The organism is Streptomyces sp. AC555_RSS877 (assembly GCF_019049245.1).
Classification (GTDB): Bacteria; Actinomycetota; Actinomycetes; order Streptomycetales; family Streptomycetaceae; genus Streptomyces.
Window position 1 is genome coordinate 116,771 of sequence record NZ_JAGMUK010000018.1, and the last position, 15,079, is coordinate 131,849.

The following is a 15,079-nucleotide window of genomic DNA, read 5'->3' on the forward strand; positions in this document are numbered from 1 at the left end:
CGTACCTCAAGGAACGGACTGATCTGTCATGATCATGACAAAATCAACGACCGAGTTCCCGCACTCCCCACGCCGATCAACGTTCCCCACCCGCGCCAGAGCCCTGTTCCTCGTCCTCGTGGCCCTGTTCGCGACGATCCCGGCGCTCAGCCTGGTCGTCACGGCCGGCGGCGAGGCGGAGGCCCACGGCACTCCGATGAAGCCCGGCAGCCGTACCTTCCTGTGCTGGCAGGACGGCCTCACGGACACCGGCGAGATCAAGCCGGTCAACCCGGCCTGCAAGAACGCCCAACAGGTCAGCGGCACCACGCCGTTCTACAACTGGTTCTCGGTGCTGCGTTCGGACGGCGCCGGCCGCACCCGCGGCTTCGTGCCGGACGGCGAGCTGTGCAGCGGTGGCAACACCAACTTCACGGGCTTCAACGCGGCCCGCGACGACTGGCCGCTCACCCACCTCACCTCGGGTGCGACCGTCGACTTCTCGTACAATGCCTGGGCCGCGCACCCGGGTTGGTTCTACGTCTACGTCACCAAGGACGGCTTCGACCCGAAGCGGACCCTCACCTGGGACGACATGGAGGCCCAGCCCTTCCTCTCCGTCGACCACCCGCCGCTCAACGGCAGCCCGGGCAACGTCGAGGCCAACTACTCCTGGAACGGCAAGCTCCCCGACGGCAAGTCGGGACGGCACATCATCTACATGGTCTGGCAGCGCTCGGACAGCGCCGAGACCTTCTACTCCTGCTCCGACGTCGTCTTCGACGGCGGCAACGGCGAGGTCACCGGTATCCACGAGCCGGGCAACCCGACCGAACCGGTCCCGGGCACCTGCACGGCAACCCGGAAGACCACGGGCAGCTGGAACGGCGGCTACCAGTCCGAGGTGACCGTCACCAACTCCGGCGACGTGCCGATGCTGGGCTGGATGGTCGACTGGACGCTGCCGGGTGGCCAGAAGGTCGAAAGCCTGTGGAGCGGCAACGCGACGTACAACGGCCAGGCGGTGATGGTCCACAACGCCAACTGGAACGGCTCGCTGGATCCGGGGAAGGGTACGACGTTCGGCTACGTCGTCTCCGGCTCCGGCGGTGACCCGGCCACGACCCTTCCCTGCCGAGTGGGCTGAGCTCCGGGCCGGTCCGCGCTCACCTGAATCGCTGTACTGAACCATCTGAACCATCTGAACCATCTGAACCGCCTGAACCCCTCGCCCGGAGCGGGCCCGGTGGCGCTGTGCCGCCGGGCCCGTGAGTCGCCCGGGCGGGGGCACCCGCGCCGGCGGCGGCACCGGCACGGTCGGACTCGCCCTCCGTGCCGGCCTGCTCCCCAGTCCCGTACGGGCACTGAACGGCCCGCCTGATGCCGGCGCCCGGCATCAACGCACGGGACGCCGTCGCTCCGTCGCCCCGAACGTCCGCGCGACGGGGTCGCCGTAGCCCCGTCGCCTCGTACGTCCCCGCGACGAAGCCGTTCACCGCATCGGAGGGACGGAAGGTCCGCTGCGGCTTCCTGCCGTCGTAGACCCGGCGCGACAGGAGCGTCGCGGGCGTGAAGTCGCGCCCGAACCAGGCGGACCTGCACGTGTTCACGCCGGCCCGTGACCGAACGTGCCCGCCAGCCAGGCGAGTTGGCGCCTCACGTGCACGGCGTCGCCGCCTTCGTGGCCGTTGTAGGGATAGGCGTGGATCTCCTTGCCGGGATCCGTGCCGGTCAACTCCCCGTAGCGGTTGAAGGCGGCGTACGCCCCGCTCGGCGGGCACACCGTGTCGCGCAGGCCCACCCCGAAGTGCGCCGGGGCCTGCGCGCGCCGCGCGAAGGAGATCCCCTCCAGGTAGGACAGGGTGCGGTACGCGGCCTGTTCGGCTCCCCGGTGCACGGACAGGTACGCGGTGATCTCGCCGTAGGGGGCGGCGTCGGTGAGGTCGAGGGCGCGCCGGATGCCACACAGGAAGGGGGCGGTGACCAGGGCCGCCGCCAGATCCGGCACCAGCCCCGCGACGGCCAGGGCGAGGCCGCCGCCCTGGCTGTTGCCGACGACCGCGACGCGCCCCCCGTCGACCCCGGGCAGCTCCCGCACCGCGGCGACCGCGCGCACCGCGTCCGTGATCAGGCGTCGGTAGTGGTGGTCCCGCGCGGCGAGCAGGCCGCGTACCGCGGGGCCGGGGCCGCCGGGCGCGCCCGCGTGCGGGTCGGGGGTGTCGCCGCCGCAGCCGTACTGGTCGCCCTGGCCCCGGTTGTCCATGAGCAGGTGGGCGTACCCGGCGTTCACCCAGGTCAGCCGCTCGTGCGGGAGGCCGCGCCCACGGCCGTACCCGGCGTACTCGACGACCGCCGGCAGGGGCTCGCGCACCCCCGCGGGCCTGCTGTACCAGGCGCGGACCGGGTCACCGGCGAAGCCGCGGAAGGTCACGTCCCAGGTCTGCGTCAGCCGCAGGCCGCTGTCCACGGGCCGGGCCGAGACCACCGGGTCGCTCTGTCCGGCCTCCTTGAGGGTGCCGAGCCAGAACTCGTCGAAGTCGGCGGGCTCTTCGGGATACGGCCGGTACTGCTCGAGCTCTCTCCAGGGCAGGTCGAACGCGGGCACGGCTGCACCTCACAGACTCCAACGACGCGGCTCGGTCCGATCGTTGCGGTCCTGCGGCAGAAAGTTCCGACGTGGCCGCGCCGATCCCTTCATCTCTTCCACCCTCACCACGAGGTGAATCCCGTGCGACGCGGTCGCCTCGCGACCCAACATCCCCGTGTGCAGCCCCCATTGACAGCGCTTTCTGCTGCCCCTAAGTTGCCGCGAAGTTACCGGTAAGAGCTCGAAAGTTTCGGTTCCCCGTCCCCTGCCCCGGGAGGCCCGAGCATGAGCACGTCCACCACGTCGGCCCCACCGCCGGGCACCCAGGACCCGCCTCCGGCCAGGGCCGCACCCCGTCGTCGTCCGCGCGGACCCGCGCGCCCCGGATGGCGGCGGTCCCTGCGCCGGGACTGGCAGCTGTACTCGCTGGCGGTCCTGCCGCTGCTGTTCTTCCTGGTCTTCCGCTATCTGCCGATGATCGGCAACGTCATCGCCTTCCGGCGCTTCGAGCCCGGCGGCTCGATCTTCGGCGAGCAGTGGGTGGGGTTGCGCTACGTGCGGATGTTCCTCACCGATCCCACCTTCTGGCAGGTGTTCCGCAACACCCTCTGGCTCGGCGGGCTCACGCTGGTCTTCTGCTTCCCGATCCCGATCGTGCTCGCCCTGCTGCTCAACGAGGTGCGCAGACGGTCGCTGAAGCGGTTCGTGCAGTCGGTGTCGTACCTTCCGCACTTCCTGTCGATCGTGATCGTCGCGGGCATCACGATGCAGATGCTCGCCACGGACGGCCCGGTCAACCACGCGCTCGGCTGGTTCGGGCACGAGCCGATCCGGTTCATCCAGGAACCGGACTGGTTCCGCACGATCTACGTCGGCTCGGAGATCTGGCAGACCGCCGGCTGGGGCACGATCCTCTACCTCGCCGCGCTCACCACGATCGACGAGGAACTGTACGAGGCCGCCCGCATCGACGGCGCCAACCGCTGGCAGCAGATCTGGCACGTCACCCTGCCCGGCATCCGGCCCACGATGATCACGCTGCTGATCCTGAACATCGGCACGTTCATGGCGGTCGGCTTCGAGAAGGTCCTGCTGCTCTACAACCCGCTGACGTATCCGAAGGCCGACGTGATCTCCACGTACCTCTACCGGACCGGTGTCGAGTCCAACAGCTTCAGTTACGCCGCCGCCATCGGCCTGTTCGAGGCGATCATCGGCCTGGTGCTGATCACCTCCGCCAACCAGCTCTCGCGCCGCACGGTGGGGACGAGCCTGTGGTGAGCGTCCATCGGCCCACGCGTGGCTACCGCGTCTTCCAGAGCGTCAACGGAGTGATCCTCACCCTGGTCGTGGTCGTGACCCTGTACCCGTTCGTCAACATCGTCGCCCGGTCCTTCAGCGGGGAACGCCAGATCCGGGCCGGTGAGGTGACGTTGTGGCCCAGGGGCTTCAACCTCACCACGTACAAGATCGTCTTTCAGGACGCGATGTTCTGGCGGAACTACGGCAACACCGTGCTCTACACGGTCGTGTCCACCGTCGTCGCCATGGTCCTGACGACCTGTTACGCCTACGTCCTGTCCAAGAAGCACCTGCGTGGGCGGGGCCTGCTCGTCGGCATCGCCGTCTTCACCATGTTCTTCACCGGCGGACTGATCCCCAACTACGTGCTGATCAGCAGCCTCGGCATGAAGAACACCATCTGGGCGCTGGCGCTCCCGAACGCGATCAGCGTCTTCAACCTCCTGGTGATGAAGGCCTTCTTCGAGAGCCTGCCGACCGACCTGGAGGAGGCCGCGCAGATCGACGGACTGAGCACGTACGGCATCCTGCTGCGCATCGTGCTGCCGCTGTCCAAGGCGGTCGTCGCGACGATGATCCTCTTCTACTCGGTGGCGTTCTGGAACTCCTGGTTCGCGGCGTTCCTGTACATGGACAGCACCGAGCTGATGCCGGCCACCGTCTATCTGCGCAACCTCATCTCGGGCGCCACCGGCGGCGGCAACGCGGGCGCCGCCACCGAGCAGCTCAGCCAGGTCGGGGCGAACATCCAGTCGGTCACCATCGTGCTCACCGCGCTGCCGATCCTGTGCGTGTACCCGTTCGTCCAGCGCTACTTCGTCTCGGGCGTGATGCTCGGGGCGGTCAAGGGCTGACAGCACCTCGACTCACCTACGGAACACATCACCTACGGAACAAAGGAGTATCCGTGACGAACGCAGGCGAGCTGTCCCGGCGTCAGATCCTGTCCGCCGCCGGCTTCATAGGCCTCGCCACCCTCACCGGCTGCGGCAGCGGTGACGACGGTGGGGACTCCAAGGACCTCTCCAAGAAGCAGAACGGCGCGATGAAGGACTACCGCGCCGGCCAGCAGTTCAAGGCCGCAGAGCCGCTGTCGTTCTCGGTCCTGCACAACAACAACCCGGTCTATCCGATGAAGGACAGCTGGCTGTTCTGGAAGGAGGTCACCAAGCGCACCGGTGTCACCCTGAAGCCCGTCGACGTCCCCCTGGCCGACTACGAGAAGAAGCGCAGCGTCCTCATCGGCGCGGGCGACGCCCCGTTCCTGATCCCCAAGACGTACCACCCGGCGGAGGTCGCCTTCGTGTCCTCCGGCGCGATCCTGCCGGTCAGTGACTACGTGCACCTGATGCCCAACTTCCGGGCGAAGGTGAAGAAGTGGCGTCTGGAACCCGAGCTCGACTCCATCCGCCAGTCCGACGGCAAGTACTACCTGCTGCCCGGCCTGCACGAGAAGGCCAAGTCCGGCTACTCGCTGTCCTTCCGCACGGACGTCCTCGACAAGCTCGGTCTGAGCCTGCCCACCAGCTGGGACGAGGTGTACGACGTCTTCAAGGCGCTCAAGGCGGAGTACCCCGACCGCTACCCCTTCACGGACCGCTGGAGCACCAACACGCCGTACCCCGTCGCGGCCCTGCTCAGCTATCTCGGCCAGGCCTACGGCGTCCGGGCCGGCTGGACGTACGACAACATCAGCTTCGACTCCAAGGCACAGAAGTTCGTGTTCACCGGCGCGCAGGACGGCTACCGCCGGATGGTCGAGTTCGTGAGAAAACTGGTCGCCGAGAAGCTGATGGACCCCGAGAGCTTCACCCAGACCGACGACGCCGCCGTGCAGAAACTGCTGGGCGAGAAGTCGTTCGCGATCAGCGCCAACCCGCAGGAGCTGGTGCAGAACTACCGCTACAACCTGGAGAAGCAGGTCAAGGGCGCGAAGATCGAGATGGTGCCGGTGCCGCTCGGCCCGGCGGGGCCGGTCCTCATCGGCGGCAGCCGCCTGGAGAACGGCGTCATGATCGCCGGCAAGGCGCTCAAGAGCGACAGCTTCGTCGCCATGATGCAGTTCGTGGACTGGCTGTGGTACTCGGACGAGGGCCAGAGGTTCTGCAAGTGGGGCGTCCAGGACGTCACTTACACCGCGTCCGGCGACCAGTACGAGCTGAAGCCCGGCATCAGCCTCATGGGCTCCGACCCGGACGCCCCGAAGGACCTGCAGAAGGACTACGGCTTCTTCAACGGCGTCTTCACCTACGGCGGCAGCTGGGCCCTGGTCTCCTCCTCGTTCAGCCCGGACGAGAAGAGGTTCCAGGAAGCCATGGCCCAGCGCACCCAGCTGCCCGTCGACCCGGCGCACCCGCTGCAGTCCGTCGAGCAGGAGCAGGCGACGCTCTGGGACACCCCGCTGCGCGACCACGTCACACAGAACACGCTCAAGTTCGCCCTCGGCAAGCGCCCGCTGTCCGAATGGGACGACTTCGTCAGCGAGTTGAAGGCCAAGAACATGGACCAACTGGTCGACGTGCACAACAAGGCGTACGACCGCTACCAGAAGGAGAACGGGTGATCCGGGTGCCCGCCGAGCCGGCCGGCCGGTTTCCCGAGGTCATGCCCGCCGAGGTGCCGCCCGTCGGGGACGAGGCACCGCCGTGGCCGGACGAGCGGCGGCTGCCCGGAAGGGAGCCGCAGTGAGCACGAGCACGTCCGTCACCTTCGGGCAGGGCTCGCTCTCCCGCGCCGCCGCCCTGATCCACACCCTCGTCACCGTCGAGGCACTGCTGCTCCTCGCCGCCGCGCCCGGGCTGGCCGGACTGCTGCTGGTCGGCCCCGACTCCGCCAACCTCCCCCTGGCCGCCCTGTGCCTCCTGCCGCTGGGCCCGGCCCTGTCCGCCGCCCTGTACGCCCTTCACCACCGCGACCGCGACCTCATCGACCTGCACCCGGCCCGCACCTACTGGCGGGGCTGGCGGCTCAACGCGCTCCCGGCCCTGAAGCTGTGGACGCCGCTGCTCGCCTGGCTGACCGTCGTCGCCTTCACCCTCACCCACTTCGCCGCCACCGGCCTGCCCGGCTGGTGGGCGGTGCTCCTCGCGGCCATCGGCGCCGGCTCCCTCCTGTGGGGCGCGCACGCACTCGTCCTGACCTCGCTCTTCGCGTTCCGGGCCCGCGACACGGCCCGCCTCGCCGCGTACTTCCTGGTCCGGCACGGCCGGGCCACCCTCGGCGCCGCCTCGCTGCTCGTGCTGGCCGCCGGACTGACCGCCCTGCTGACCGAGGCCCTGCCCGCGCTGCTCGCCGCCCCACTCCTGCTGTCCCTGCTGCACAGCGGCCGACCGGTGATCGCCGAGACCCAGGAGGACTTCACCGCATGACCGTGCCCGGTACCCCCAAGATCGCGTACGGCGGCGACTACAACCCCGAGCAGTGGCCGGAGCCGGTCTGGGACGAGGACCACCGGCTGTTCACCCGGGCCGGCATCGACACCCTCACCGTCGGCGTCTTCTCCTGGTCGCTCACCCAACCCGCGGAGGACACCCACGACTTCACGGCCCTCGACCGCATCCTCGACCGGGCCGCCGCCGAGGGCCGCCAGGTCTGCCTCGCCACCGGCACCGCCGCCCTCCCGCCCTGGCTGGCGAAGAAGTACCCCGAGGTCAACCGCACCGACTTCGAGGGCCGCCGGCACCGCTACGGCCAGCGCCACAACTTCTGCCCCAGCTCACCGGCGTACCGCCGTCAGGCCACGGCCATGGCGGCCCGGCTCGCCGAACGGTACGCAGGACACCCGGCGTTGCTCGCCTGGCACATCAACAACGAGTACGGCGGCGTCTGTTACTGCGATTTGTGCGCCGACGCCTTCAGGGACTGGCTGCGCGAGAAGTACGCCACCCTGGACGCCCTCAACGACGCCTGGTGCACGGCCTTCTGGTCGCACCGCTACACCGACTGGGCCGAGATCGAGCCCCCGAACGCCCTCACCGAGCACTGGCGCGGCCCCGACCACACCGCCTTCCAGGGCACCACCCTCGACTACTTCCGCTTCACCACCGACGCTCTCCTCGGCTGCTTCCTCGCCGAGAAGGAGGCGATCCGGCGACACGACCCGGACACACCCGTCACCACCAACTTCATGGGCATGTTCCGCCCTCTCGACTACCACCGCTGGGCGCCCCACCTCGACTTCGCCTCCTGGGACAGCTACCCGCCCCTCGACGCCCCGCCGACCTGGCCCGCCCTCGCCCACGACCTGATGCGCGGCCTCAAGGACGGCGCCCCCTTCTGGCTGATGGAGCAGACCCCGTCCACCACCGCCTGCCGTGACGTCAACCCCCTCAGGCGCCCCGGCGAACTCCGCCTCGCCACCTTCCAGGCCGTCGCCCACGGCGCCGACGCGGCCCTGTACTTCCAGATGCGCGCCTCCCGCGGCGCCTGCGAGAAGTACCACGGCGCGGTCATCGGCCACGCGGGCCGCGACGACACCCGGGTCTTCGGGGAAGTAGCGGACCTGGGACGGGAGTTGGAGCTGCTCGGAGACGTGAGCCTGGGCGCCCGCACCCCCGCCCGCACCGCCCTGCTCTTCGACTGGGACAGCTGGTGGGCCCTGGAGATCTCCGACGGCCCCTCCCGCCTGGTCCGCTACCAGGACACCGTCCACGCCTACTACCGGGCCGCCCGCGAGGCCGGCGCCGACGTGGACGTCATCCCCCAGAGCGCCGACCTCACCCCGTACGACGTGGTCCTCGCCCCCGTCCTGCACATGATCAAGGGAGACCTGGCGGACCGCCTCGAAGCGGTGGCGGCCCGCGGCGGCACGGTCCTGTCCACGTTCCTCTCCGGCCGCGTCGACGAACACGACCGCGCCTTCCTCACCGACGTCCCCGGCCCGCTCGCCCCCCTCATGGGCATCCGCGTCGACGAATGGGACTCCCGCGCACGGGGCTTCGTACAGCCAGTGAGGCTGGGGGAGTTGAAGAGCGAGGCGCGCCTCGTCTTCGAGATCGTGCGGCCACGCGGCGCCGAGCCGGTCGCCACCTACGGCGTCGACTTCTACGCGGGCACCCCGGCCGTGACCCGGAACCGGTTCGGCGAGAACGGGGGCGAGGCCTGGTACGTCGCCACCGCCCTCGACCAGCCGGGCGTCAACGAGGTCGTACGCCGTGTCCTCACCCGCCACGACCTGACCGGCCCGTACGCCGACCAGGCGGGAGTGGAGACCGCGACCCGCGTCGCCCCGGACGGAAACCGCCTCGTCTTCCTCCTCAACCACGCCCACGAAGCGGTCGACCTGACGGCCCACGCCACCGCCACCGACCTGCTGACCGGCAAGCAGGTCGAGCAGGGTGACCCGCTGGCCCTCGACCCGCTCGGCACGGCGATCCTGCGCCTGCGGTAGAGCGGATCAATGGATGCGCCGCCCATGTGCGTCGGGCACACCCGACTTCCGGAAGAAGTAGCTGTTGACCTGATCGCGCCACTCGCGGGCACTGCGGAGCTGTTCCTCGTACCGCTCCGCCACCCGCGCGTGGCGTGCCGGGTCGACGAGGTCCGCGAGTGAGGCCCACACCTCACGGGCCTGCTCCACCTCCGTCACGCCCTCGAAGTGGGTGTCGTAGATATGCTGGATCACCGTCTTGCCGCTGTGCAGTACGTGGTCGTACGACACGTGGTGGAAGAACAGCAGCAGCTCGTCGGGGCAGGTGTCCGGCGACTCGTACACCTGCGCCCAGGGCTTGAGGTACTGCGCCGCGAACCCCGTGCCGGTCGCCGCGCTCCGGTCGACGCCGATGCCGTCCCGGTCGGCGAAGTGGTAGGTGCCCCAGGGGCTGTACTCGTAGCCGTCCACGCTCGGCCCGTAGTGGTGCCCCGGCTGCACCATGAAGCCGACCCCGAGCGGAGCGGTGTACTTCTCGTACGTCCGCCAGGACCCGTCGAGCACGGCGTGCAGCCCGTCCCGCAGTCGTACGGGATCCGAGGTCTGGGCCGGTCCGAAGGTGAGCCGGATCCACTCGTCGAGGACGCTGTCCGGATCCGCGTCCGGCTGCCAGGCCAGCCGCCCGAAGGTGTACAGGTTGGCCTGCGCCAGCGGGTGCCCCGTCCAGAACGGGTCGTCGCCGGCGTTGGACACCGCCACCAGCCCGCCGCGTCCCAACTCCCCGACAGGCGCGCCCTCTTCACCCTCCTGCCGGAACCGCAGCACCTCGCTCCACATCGGTCCGAGCCAGCACACATGCCGCTGCTGACCGGTGTACTCCTGCGTGGCCTGCACCTCCACCGCGAGCCGGGTCCCGGGCATCGCGCCGATCAGCGGTGAGACCGGCTCCCGCACCTGGAAGTCCAGCGGCCCGTGCTTGACCTGGAGCACCGCGTTCGCCGCGAACTCCCCGTCCAGCGGGGTGAAGTGGTCGTACGCGGCACGCGCCCGGTCCGTCGTCCGGTCCCGCCAGTCCTGGCGGTGGTCGTAGACGAACGCCCGCCAGTGCACCGTGCCGCCGTGCGGAGCGAGTGCGCCGGCCAGCATGTTCGCGCCGTCCGCGTGACTGCGGCCGTAGGCGAACGGCCCCGGCTGGCCCTCCGAGTCGGCCTTCACCACGAACCCGCCGAAGTCCTCGATCACCTCGTACACCCGCGCCGACGCCTCGGCCCACCACGCACGCACCGAGGCGTCCAGCGGATCAGCCGTGGCCAGTTTGCCGAGCAGCACCGGTGCGGCGAAGGTGACCGACAGGTGGGTCCGAATGCCGTACGGCCTCAACGCACCCGCGATCTCGGCCACTTCACCGATCCGGTCGGTCAGCAGACGGGCCTCGGTCTCGTGCACGTTGACGTTGTTCACCGCCACGGCGTTGATCCCGCACGCGGCCAGCAGCCTGCCGTACGCCCGCACCCGCTCCATCTCGCCCCGCGCCCGGCCGTCCGCCCAGAACAGCGACCCGCCGGCGTAGCCGCGCTCCACCTGGCCCATGACCGGGTGCACGGCCACGTTGTCCCAGTGGTCCACCATCCGCAGCGCCACCGCGGGACGGTGCGTCTCCCGCACCGGCTCACCGCGGAAGGCGTCCTCTCCTAGCCGCACGACGTGGAAGAGGCCGTGGAGCAGCCCGGCCTGTCCTGACGCGGTGACCGTCGTTCGGCCCCCTTCGCGCTCGTACGTGAATGCCTCGGAGCCGTCGGAGCCGGTCAGTTCCAGTACCAGGTCGTCCCCGGTGTCAGCCGGTCCGGAGCCGCGTACGACACGGCCGCCGAACCGCGCACAGGCCTCGGCCACTTCCTCGTGAACCGTCTCCACCAGCGGCCCCGAACCTCGGATCAGCGTGCGCCGGGTGCCGAGCGCCCGGAAGGCGCCGGGCGGCAGCCAGGCGGGGTCGACGCTAGGCAACGGCCGCGCCGGTTCCGCGCGCCGCGCCGATCAGGTCGGTGCGGCCCGACTCGTCGTACACCGAGATGTCGACCAAGGCGCCGTCCGGGATGTCGAAGTCCTTCACCGTGAGGTCCACGACCTCGGAGGTGCCCGGTGCGGAGAAGGTGCCGAGGTCGTGATAGCTGCCGCCGGACGAGTAGCCGACGGCGACGAAGAAGCCGTCCCCGTCGTTGCGGGTGTCGTAGACCCAGAGCTTCTCGTCGTGGGGATGGAACTCCACCTTGCCGACGAACCAGCCGTCGTCGTTCAGTTCCATCTTGACGGCCAGGCCGCCGGCATCGTTCGCGAAGTACGTGCCGTCGAACGGGTCCGTCAGATTGCCGCCGCTGCACGGGCAGTTGTCGGTGTCGTAGTAGTACTTGGCGACACCGGGATTGGGGCTGTAGGCCTGGGCGGGTGCGGCCGTCGCGCACAGCGCCCCCACCATCAGACCGGTCCCCGCGAGCAGTCCCCAAAGCCGTCTCTTGATGCTCATCCGTGTTTCCTCCCCCTCCGGATGCCGTGCCGCACGGTGCTCACCGGCGACGCACGGCCATTGTGGTGCACGGGCCGCTCGCGAGGTACCTGTCGACTGCTGGGATGTGGTGGATTCCGGCCAGCAACTCCGCCTGCGCCAGGGCAGGTTGAGCGTGAAGAAGCAGCCGATGGTGCCGGAACGCCCCCGGTCCGGGAGTGCCGGCGGTCCAGGCCAGGCCGACGGAGACGTTCGTGGCGTCGTAGTGCGAGAGCCGGGTGGTCCCGGCCCGCCGCCACATCGATGTCGACGACCTTGCGGTACGCGTACGCCCGTCTGCCGTAGCGCAGTGCACGCTTTCCGGTGGAGAACGGGACGTCGGCGAGCTGGGGCGGACCGGGGCCGCCGTCGTTCGCGAAGCGAGCGCGTGCGTCACCGGCTTGACCGGCTTGTCCGACCTGTCCAGAGCGCGCTCCCCCCGGCCGGTGGCGGCGGGTGTCCCGGGCAGGGTCCCCATGCCTGCGCCGCCGCCCGCGACCGCACCCGCGTAACCCTGTGCTGCCGCATACGCGAGCGCGCTCCCCGCAGCCTGGACAACGTTGTCACCCCCTCGATTCAGAGATCAGCCGTGGCTCAAGTGGACGGTGGTGTCAATGATCTTGGCTGTGGCATTCGGGGCCTATGTCAAGGATTTTTCCGGCAAGGCGCCCACAGGCCACTCATATTTCCGGGAGGTCTCAACTCGGGAAAGACCCGCAGCCAACCTTGCATTCGATCTTGCTCCATTGACCTGAAGTGGACTATACCTGTCGACGATTCACACGATCCGCACGTCACGATCCGCACGTCATGATCCGCACGAACCTGCTTGACCTGACCGCGGTGCCCGGGAGGATCCGGTACACCGCCTGAGTCCTGGAGAAGGCGAGGACTTGAGCATGGGATCCACTTCCGCCGAGAACAACGGCACCGGTGGCGTCGGCCGCCGCGATCTGATCAAGCGGTCCGCCGCGCTGGGCCTGATCTCCGTCCCCACGATGAGCTTCCTGTCCGCGTGTGCCAGCAGTGGCGGCGACGACAGCGGGGACAAGGCCAAGGCCGGCAAGAAGACCACGAAGAACCCGCTGGGTGTGAACGAGACCGCGGGGATGGAATTCGTCCTGTTCGACGGTGGATTCGGCAAGGAGTACGCCGAGGACGCCGTGAAGATCTACGAGAAGAACTTCCCCGGGGCCAAGGTGAAGTTCTCCGCCACCCAGAAGATCCAGTCCACCCTCCAGCCCCGCTTCAACCAGGGCACCCCGCCCGACCTCATCGACAACTCCGGCGCCGAGCAGATGGACATGGGCGTCCTGGCCGGCAAGAACCAGCTCACCGACCTCACCCCGCTCCTCGACGCCCCGTCCTACGACGACCCGGGCAAGAAGGTCCGCGACACGCTGCGCCCCGGCATCGTGGAGATGGGCCAGCTGGACGGCGACCCGGTCTGGATCATGTACTACGCCTACACGGTGTACGGCGTGTGGTACTCGCAGAAGGCCCTGGACTCCCTCGACTCCGCCTATCCCGAGACCTGGGACGAGATGCTCGCGGTCTGCGAGAAGGCCAAGAAGCAGGGCATCGCGGGCTGGACGTACGCGGGCAAATACCCGTACTACCTCCCCTTCTCGCTGTACCCGATGATCGGCAAGGTCGGCGGCGTCGAAGTCCTCGACGCGATCGACAACCTGGAGCCGAACGCCTGGAAGCACCCGGCGGTCAAGGCGTGTTTCGAGGCCTACTACGAGCTCTTCAAGAAGGGCTACATCCTCAAGGGCACACCCGGTCTGGACCACATCCAGTCGCAGACCGCGTGGGCCAAGGGCAAGGCGCTGTTCATCCCGAACGGTTCCTGGGTGGAGAACGAGTCGGCGAACGTCATCCCGGCCGACTTCAACCTCGCCGTCTCGGCGCCCACCGGCATCGACTCCTCCGACAAGATGCCCTTCGGCACCATCTGGGCCTCCGGCGGCGAGCCCTTCATCGTCCCGGCCAAGGCGAAGAACGGCACGGGCGGCATGGAGCAGCTGCGCATCATGCTCAGCGAGGCGTCCTCGAAGAACTTCACCAGCAAGGTCAAGTCGCTGACGGCGTACAACGGCGGCACCGACGGCATCACCCTCACCCCCGGCCTCAAGTCCGGTGTCGCGGCGCTGGAGAAGGCCGGCGACAACGTGGTCAACCCGCGTCTGCAGGACTGGTACGTGCAGTTGCAGAAGGAGAAGATCGGAGTCTCCGGACTCGGCGAGATGATGGCCGGCCGTCTCACTCCGGCCGAGGCGATCAAGAAGATCCAGGCTTATGCCGACGAGACCGCCAAGGACACGTCGATCAAGCACTACAAGCACCAGTAACGGACCGGAGAAGCGATGCAGCACGGCAAGTACCGGTTCATCGTGGGGTTTCTGGCAGTGCCCCTCGGTCTGTACGCGCTATTCGTGATCTGGCCGTTCATCCAGTCCATCTACTACTCGTTCACGGACTGGACCGGCCTGAGCCCCGAATTCAAGATGGTCGGCCTGGACAATTACCGGAGGATGCTGGACGACGAGATCTTCTGGAAGTCCTTGCAGCACAGCTTGATGTTCGCGGTCGTGCTGCCGCTGTTGACGATCAGTCTGGCGCTGTTCTTCGCCTTCATGATCAATGTCGGCGGGCGGCGAAGGAAGGGTGGCCCGGTGATCTCCGGAGTCCGGGGCTCTTCCTTCTACAAGATCGTCTACTTCTTCCCGCAGGTGCTCTCGATCGCCATCGTGGCCCTGCTGTTCGCCTTCGCGTACAACCCGGACAGCGGCGCCATCAACTCGCTGCTGCGCGGGGTCGGGCTCGACAGCGTCCAGCCCCTGTGGCTGGGCGACCCGAGCCTGGCCCTGTGGTGCGTGATGGCGGTGCTCGTGTGGTCCACGGTCGGCTTCTTCGTGGTCCTCTTCTCCGCCGGCATGGCCTCCATCCCGGCGGACCTGTACGAGGCGGCGCTGCTCGACGGTGCGGGCCGCGCCACCACGTTCTTCCGGATCACCCTGCCGCTGCTGTGGGACACCGTGCAGTCCGGCTGGGTCTACATGGGCATCCTCGCCCTCGGCGCCGAGTCGTTCGCGGTCGTACAGATCATGACGACCGGGCCGGGCGGTCCCGACTACTCGACCACCGTCCTGGTGCTGTACGTGTACCAGAAGGCGTTCCGCGACGGGCAGGCCGCCTACGCCACCACCATCGGCGTCGCCCTTCTCGTCGTCACGCTGGCCTTCGCCGCCCTCGTGATGCGGCTGGGCCGACGCGAGCGGCTGGAGTACTGAACAGTTGA

At 68.8% G+C, this 15,079-nt stretch carries 12 protein-coding genes; 9 read left to right on the plus strand and 3 right to left on the minus strand.

Annotated elements, in window-relative coordinates:
- Nucleotides 1–34: 34 nt before the first annotated feature.
- Nucleotides 35–1,126 carry a lytic polysaccharide monooxygenase gene (locus KUM49_RS08640; RefSeq protein ID WP_217236130.1) on the plus strand — a complete coding sequence of 364 codons (1,092 nt, stop codon included), beginning with the start codon at nt 35–37 and terminating at the stop codon, nt 1,124–1,126.
- A 459-nt stretch (nt 1,127–1,585) separates the two neighbouring features.
- Here the strand turns inward: KUM49_RS08640 and KUM49_RS08645 are convergent, their stop codons facing one another.
- On the minus strand, nt 1,586–2,584 hold the full coding sequence (locus KUM49_RS08645) for an acetylxylan esterase (protein WP_217236131.1): 999 nt from the start codon (nt 2,582–2,584) through the stop codon (nt 1,586–1,588).
- A gap of 267 nt (nt 2,585–2,851) precedes the next feature.
- Here KUM49_RS08645 and KUM49_RS08650 point away from each other — a divergent pair, with 267 nt between their 5' ends.
- Genes KUM49_RS08650 through KUM49_RS08670 form a run of 6 tightly spaced genes read left to right on the plus strand, consistent with a single transcriptional unit; the run spans nt 2,852 to nt 9,257 of the window.
- Nucleotides 2,852–3,847, plus strand: coding sequence for a sugar ABC transporter permease (locus tag KUM49_RS08650; protein ID WP_217236132.1), 996 nt, complete (start codon nt 2,852–2,854; stop codon nt 3,845–3,847).
- Nucleotides 3,841–4,722, plus strand: a complete 882-nt coding sequence (locus KUM49_RS08655) for a carbohydrate ABC transporter permease (protein ID WP_217236133.1) — start codon at nt 3,841–3,843, stop codon at nt 4,720–4,722. Before KUM49_RS08650 ends, KUM49_RS08655 begins: the two co-directional genes overlap by 7 nt.
- A gap of 53 nt (nt 4,723–4,775) precedes the next feature.
- Nucleotides 4,776–6,431: an extracellular solute-binding protein gene (locus KUM49_RS08660; protein ID WP_217236134.1), complete on the plus strand. Its 1,656-nt coding sequence runs from the start codon at nt 4,776–4,778 to the stop codon at nt 6,429–6,431.
- Nucleotides 6,428–6,556, plus strand: coding sequence for a hypothetical protein (locus tag KUM49_RS49755; protein WP_302185416.1), 129 nt, complete (start codon nt 6,428–6,430; stop codon nt 6,554–6,556). The genes KUM49_RS08660 and KUM49_RS49755 overlap by 4 nt, the downstream gene beginning before the upstream one ends.
- Nucleotides 6,553–7,236, plus strand: coding sequence for a hypothetical protein (locus tag KUM49_RS08665; RefSeq protein ID WP_217236135.1), 684 nt, complete (start codon nt 6,553–6,555; stop codon nt 7,234–7,236). Before KUM49_RS49755 ends, KUM49_RS08665 begins: the two co-directional genes overlap by 4 nt.
- Nucleotides 7,233–9,257: a beta-galactosidase gene (locus tag KUM49_RS08670; protein WP_217236136.1), complete on the plus strand. Its 2,025-nt coding sequence runs from the start codon at nt 7,233–7,235 to the stop codon at nt 9,255–9,257. The genes KUM49_RS08665 and KUM49_RS08670 overlap by 4 nt, the downstream gene beginning before the upstream one ends.
- A 6-nt stretch (nt 9,258–9,263) precedes the next feature.
- Here the strand turns inward: KUM49_RS08670 and KUM49_RS08675 are convergent, their stop codons facing one another.
- Nucleotides 9,264–11,240 carry an alpha-glucuronidase gene (locus KUM49_RS08675; protein WP_217236137.1) on the minus strand — a complete coding sequence of 659 codons (1,977 nt, stop codon included), beginning with the start codon at nt 11,238–11,240 and terminating at the stop codon, nt 9,264–9,266.
- The gene (locus KUM49_RS08680) at nt 11,233–11,757 is read right to left on the minus strand and encodes a hypothetical protein (RefSeq protein WP_217236138.1); all 525 of its coding nucleotides are present in this window, start codon (nt 11,755–11,757) and stop codon (nt 11,233–11,235) included. Before KUM49_RS08680 ends, KUM49_RS08675 begins: the two co-directional genes overlap by 8 nt.
- Before the next feature lie 917 nt (nt 11,758–12,674).
- On the opposite strand from KUM49_RS08680, the gene ngcE reads away from it, so the two are divergent.
- Together ngcE and KUM49_RS08690 are read left to right on the plus strand one after the other, a co-directional pair.
- Nucleotides 12,675–14,129 (plus strand): N-acetylglucosamine/diacetylchitobiose ABC transporter substrate-binding protein, encoded by a 1,455-nt coding sequence (gene ngcE, locus KUM49_RS08685; protein ID WP_217236139.1) that lies wholly within the window; start codon nt 12,675–12,677, stop codon nt 14,127–14,129.
- A 15-nt stretch (nt 14,130–14,144) separates the two neighbouring features.
- The gene (locus KUM49_RS08690; RefSeq protein ID WP_217236140.1) at nt 14,145–15,071 is read left to right on the plus strand and encodes a carbohydrate ABC transporter permease; all 927 of its coding nucleotides are present in this window, start codon (nt 14,145–14,147) and stop codon (nt 15,069–15,071) included.
- Nucleotides 15,072–15,079: the final 8 nt, after the last annotated feature.

What these genes read in the sequence shown, in the direction of transcription:
- KUM49_RS08640 (WP_217236130.1), top strand. Translation starts at nt 35, where the DNA reads ATGACAAAATCAACGACCGAGTTCCCGCACTCCCCACGCCGATCAACG.
- KUM49_RS08650 (WP_217236132.1), top strand. Translation starts at nt 2,852, where the DNA reads ATGAGCACGTCCACCACGTCGGCCCCACCGCCGGGCACCCAGGACCCG.
- KUM49_RS08670 (WP_217236136.1), top strand. Translation starts at nt 7,233, where the DNA reads ATGACCGTGCCCGGTACCCCCAAGATCGCGTACGGCGGCGACTACAAC.
- KUM49_RS08680 (WP_217236138.1), bottom strand. Translation starts at nt 11,757, where the DNA reads ATGAGCATCAAGAGACGGCTTTGGGGACTGCTCGCGGGGACCGGTCTG.
- ngcE (WP_217236139.1), top strand. Translation starts at nt 12,675, where the DNA reads ATGGGATCCACTTCCGCCGAGAACAACGGCACCGGTGGCGTCGGCCGC.
- KUM49_RS08690 (WP_217236140.1), top strand. Translation starts at nt 14,145, where the DNA reads ATGCAGCACGGCAAGTACCGGTTCATCGTGGGGTTTCTGGCAGTGCCC.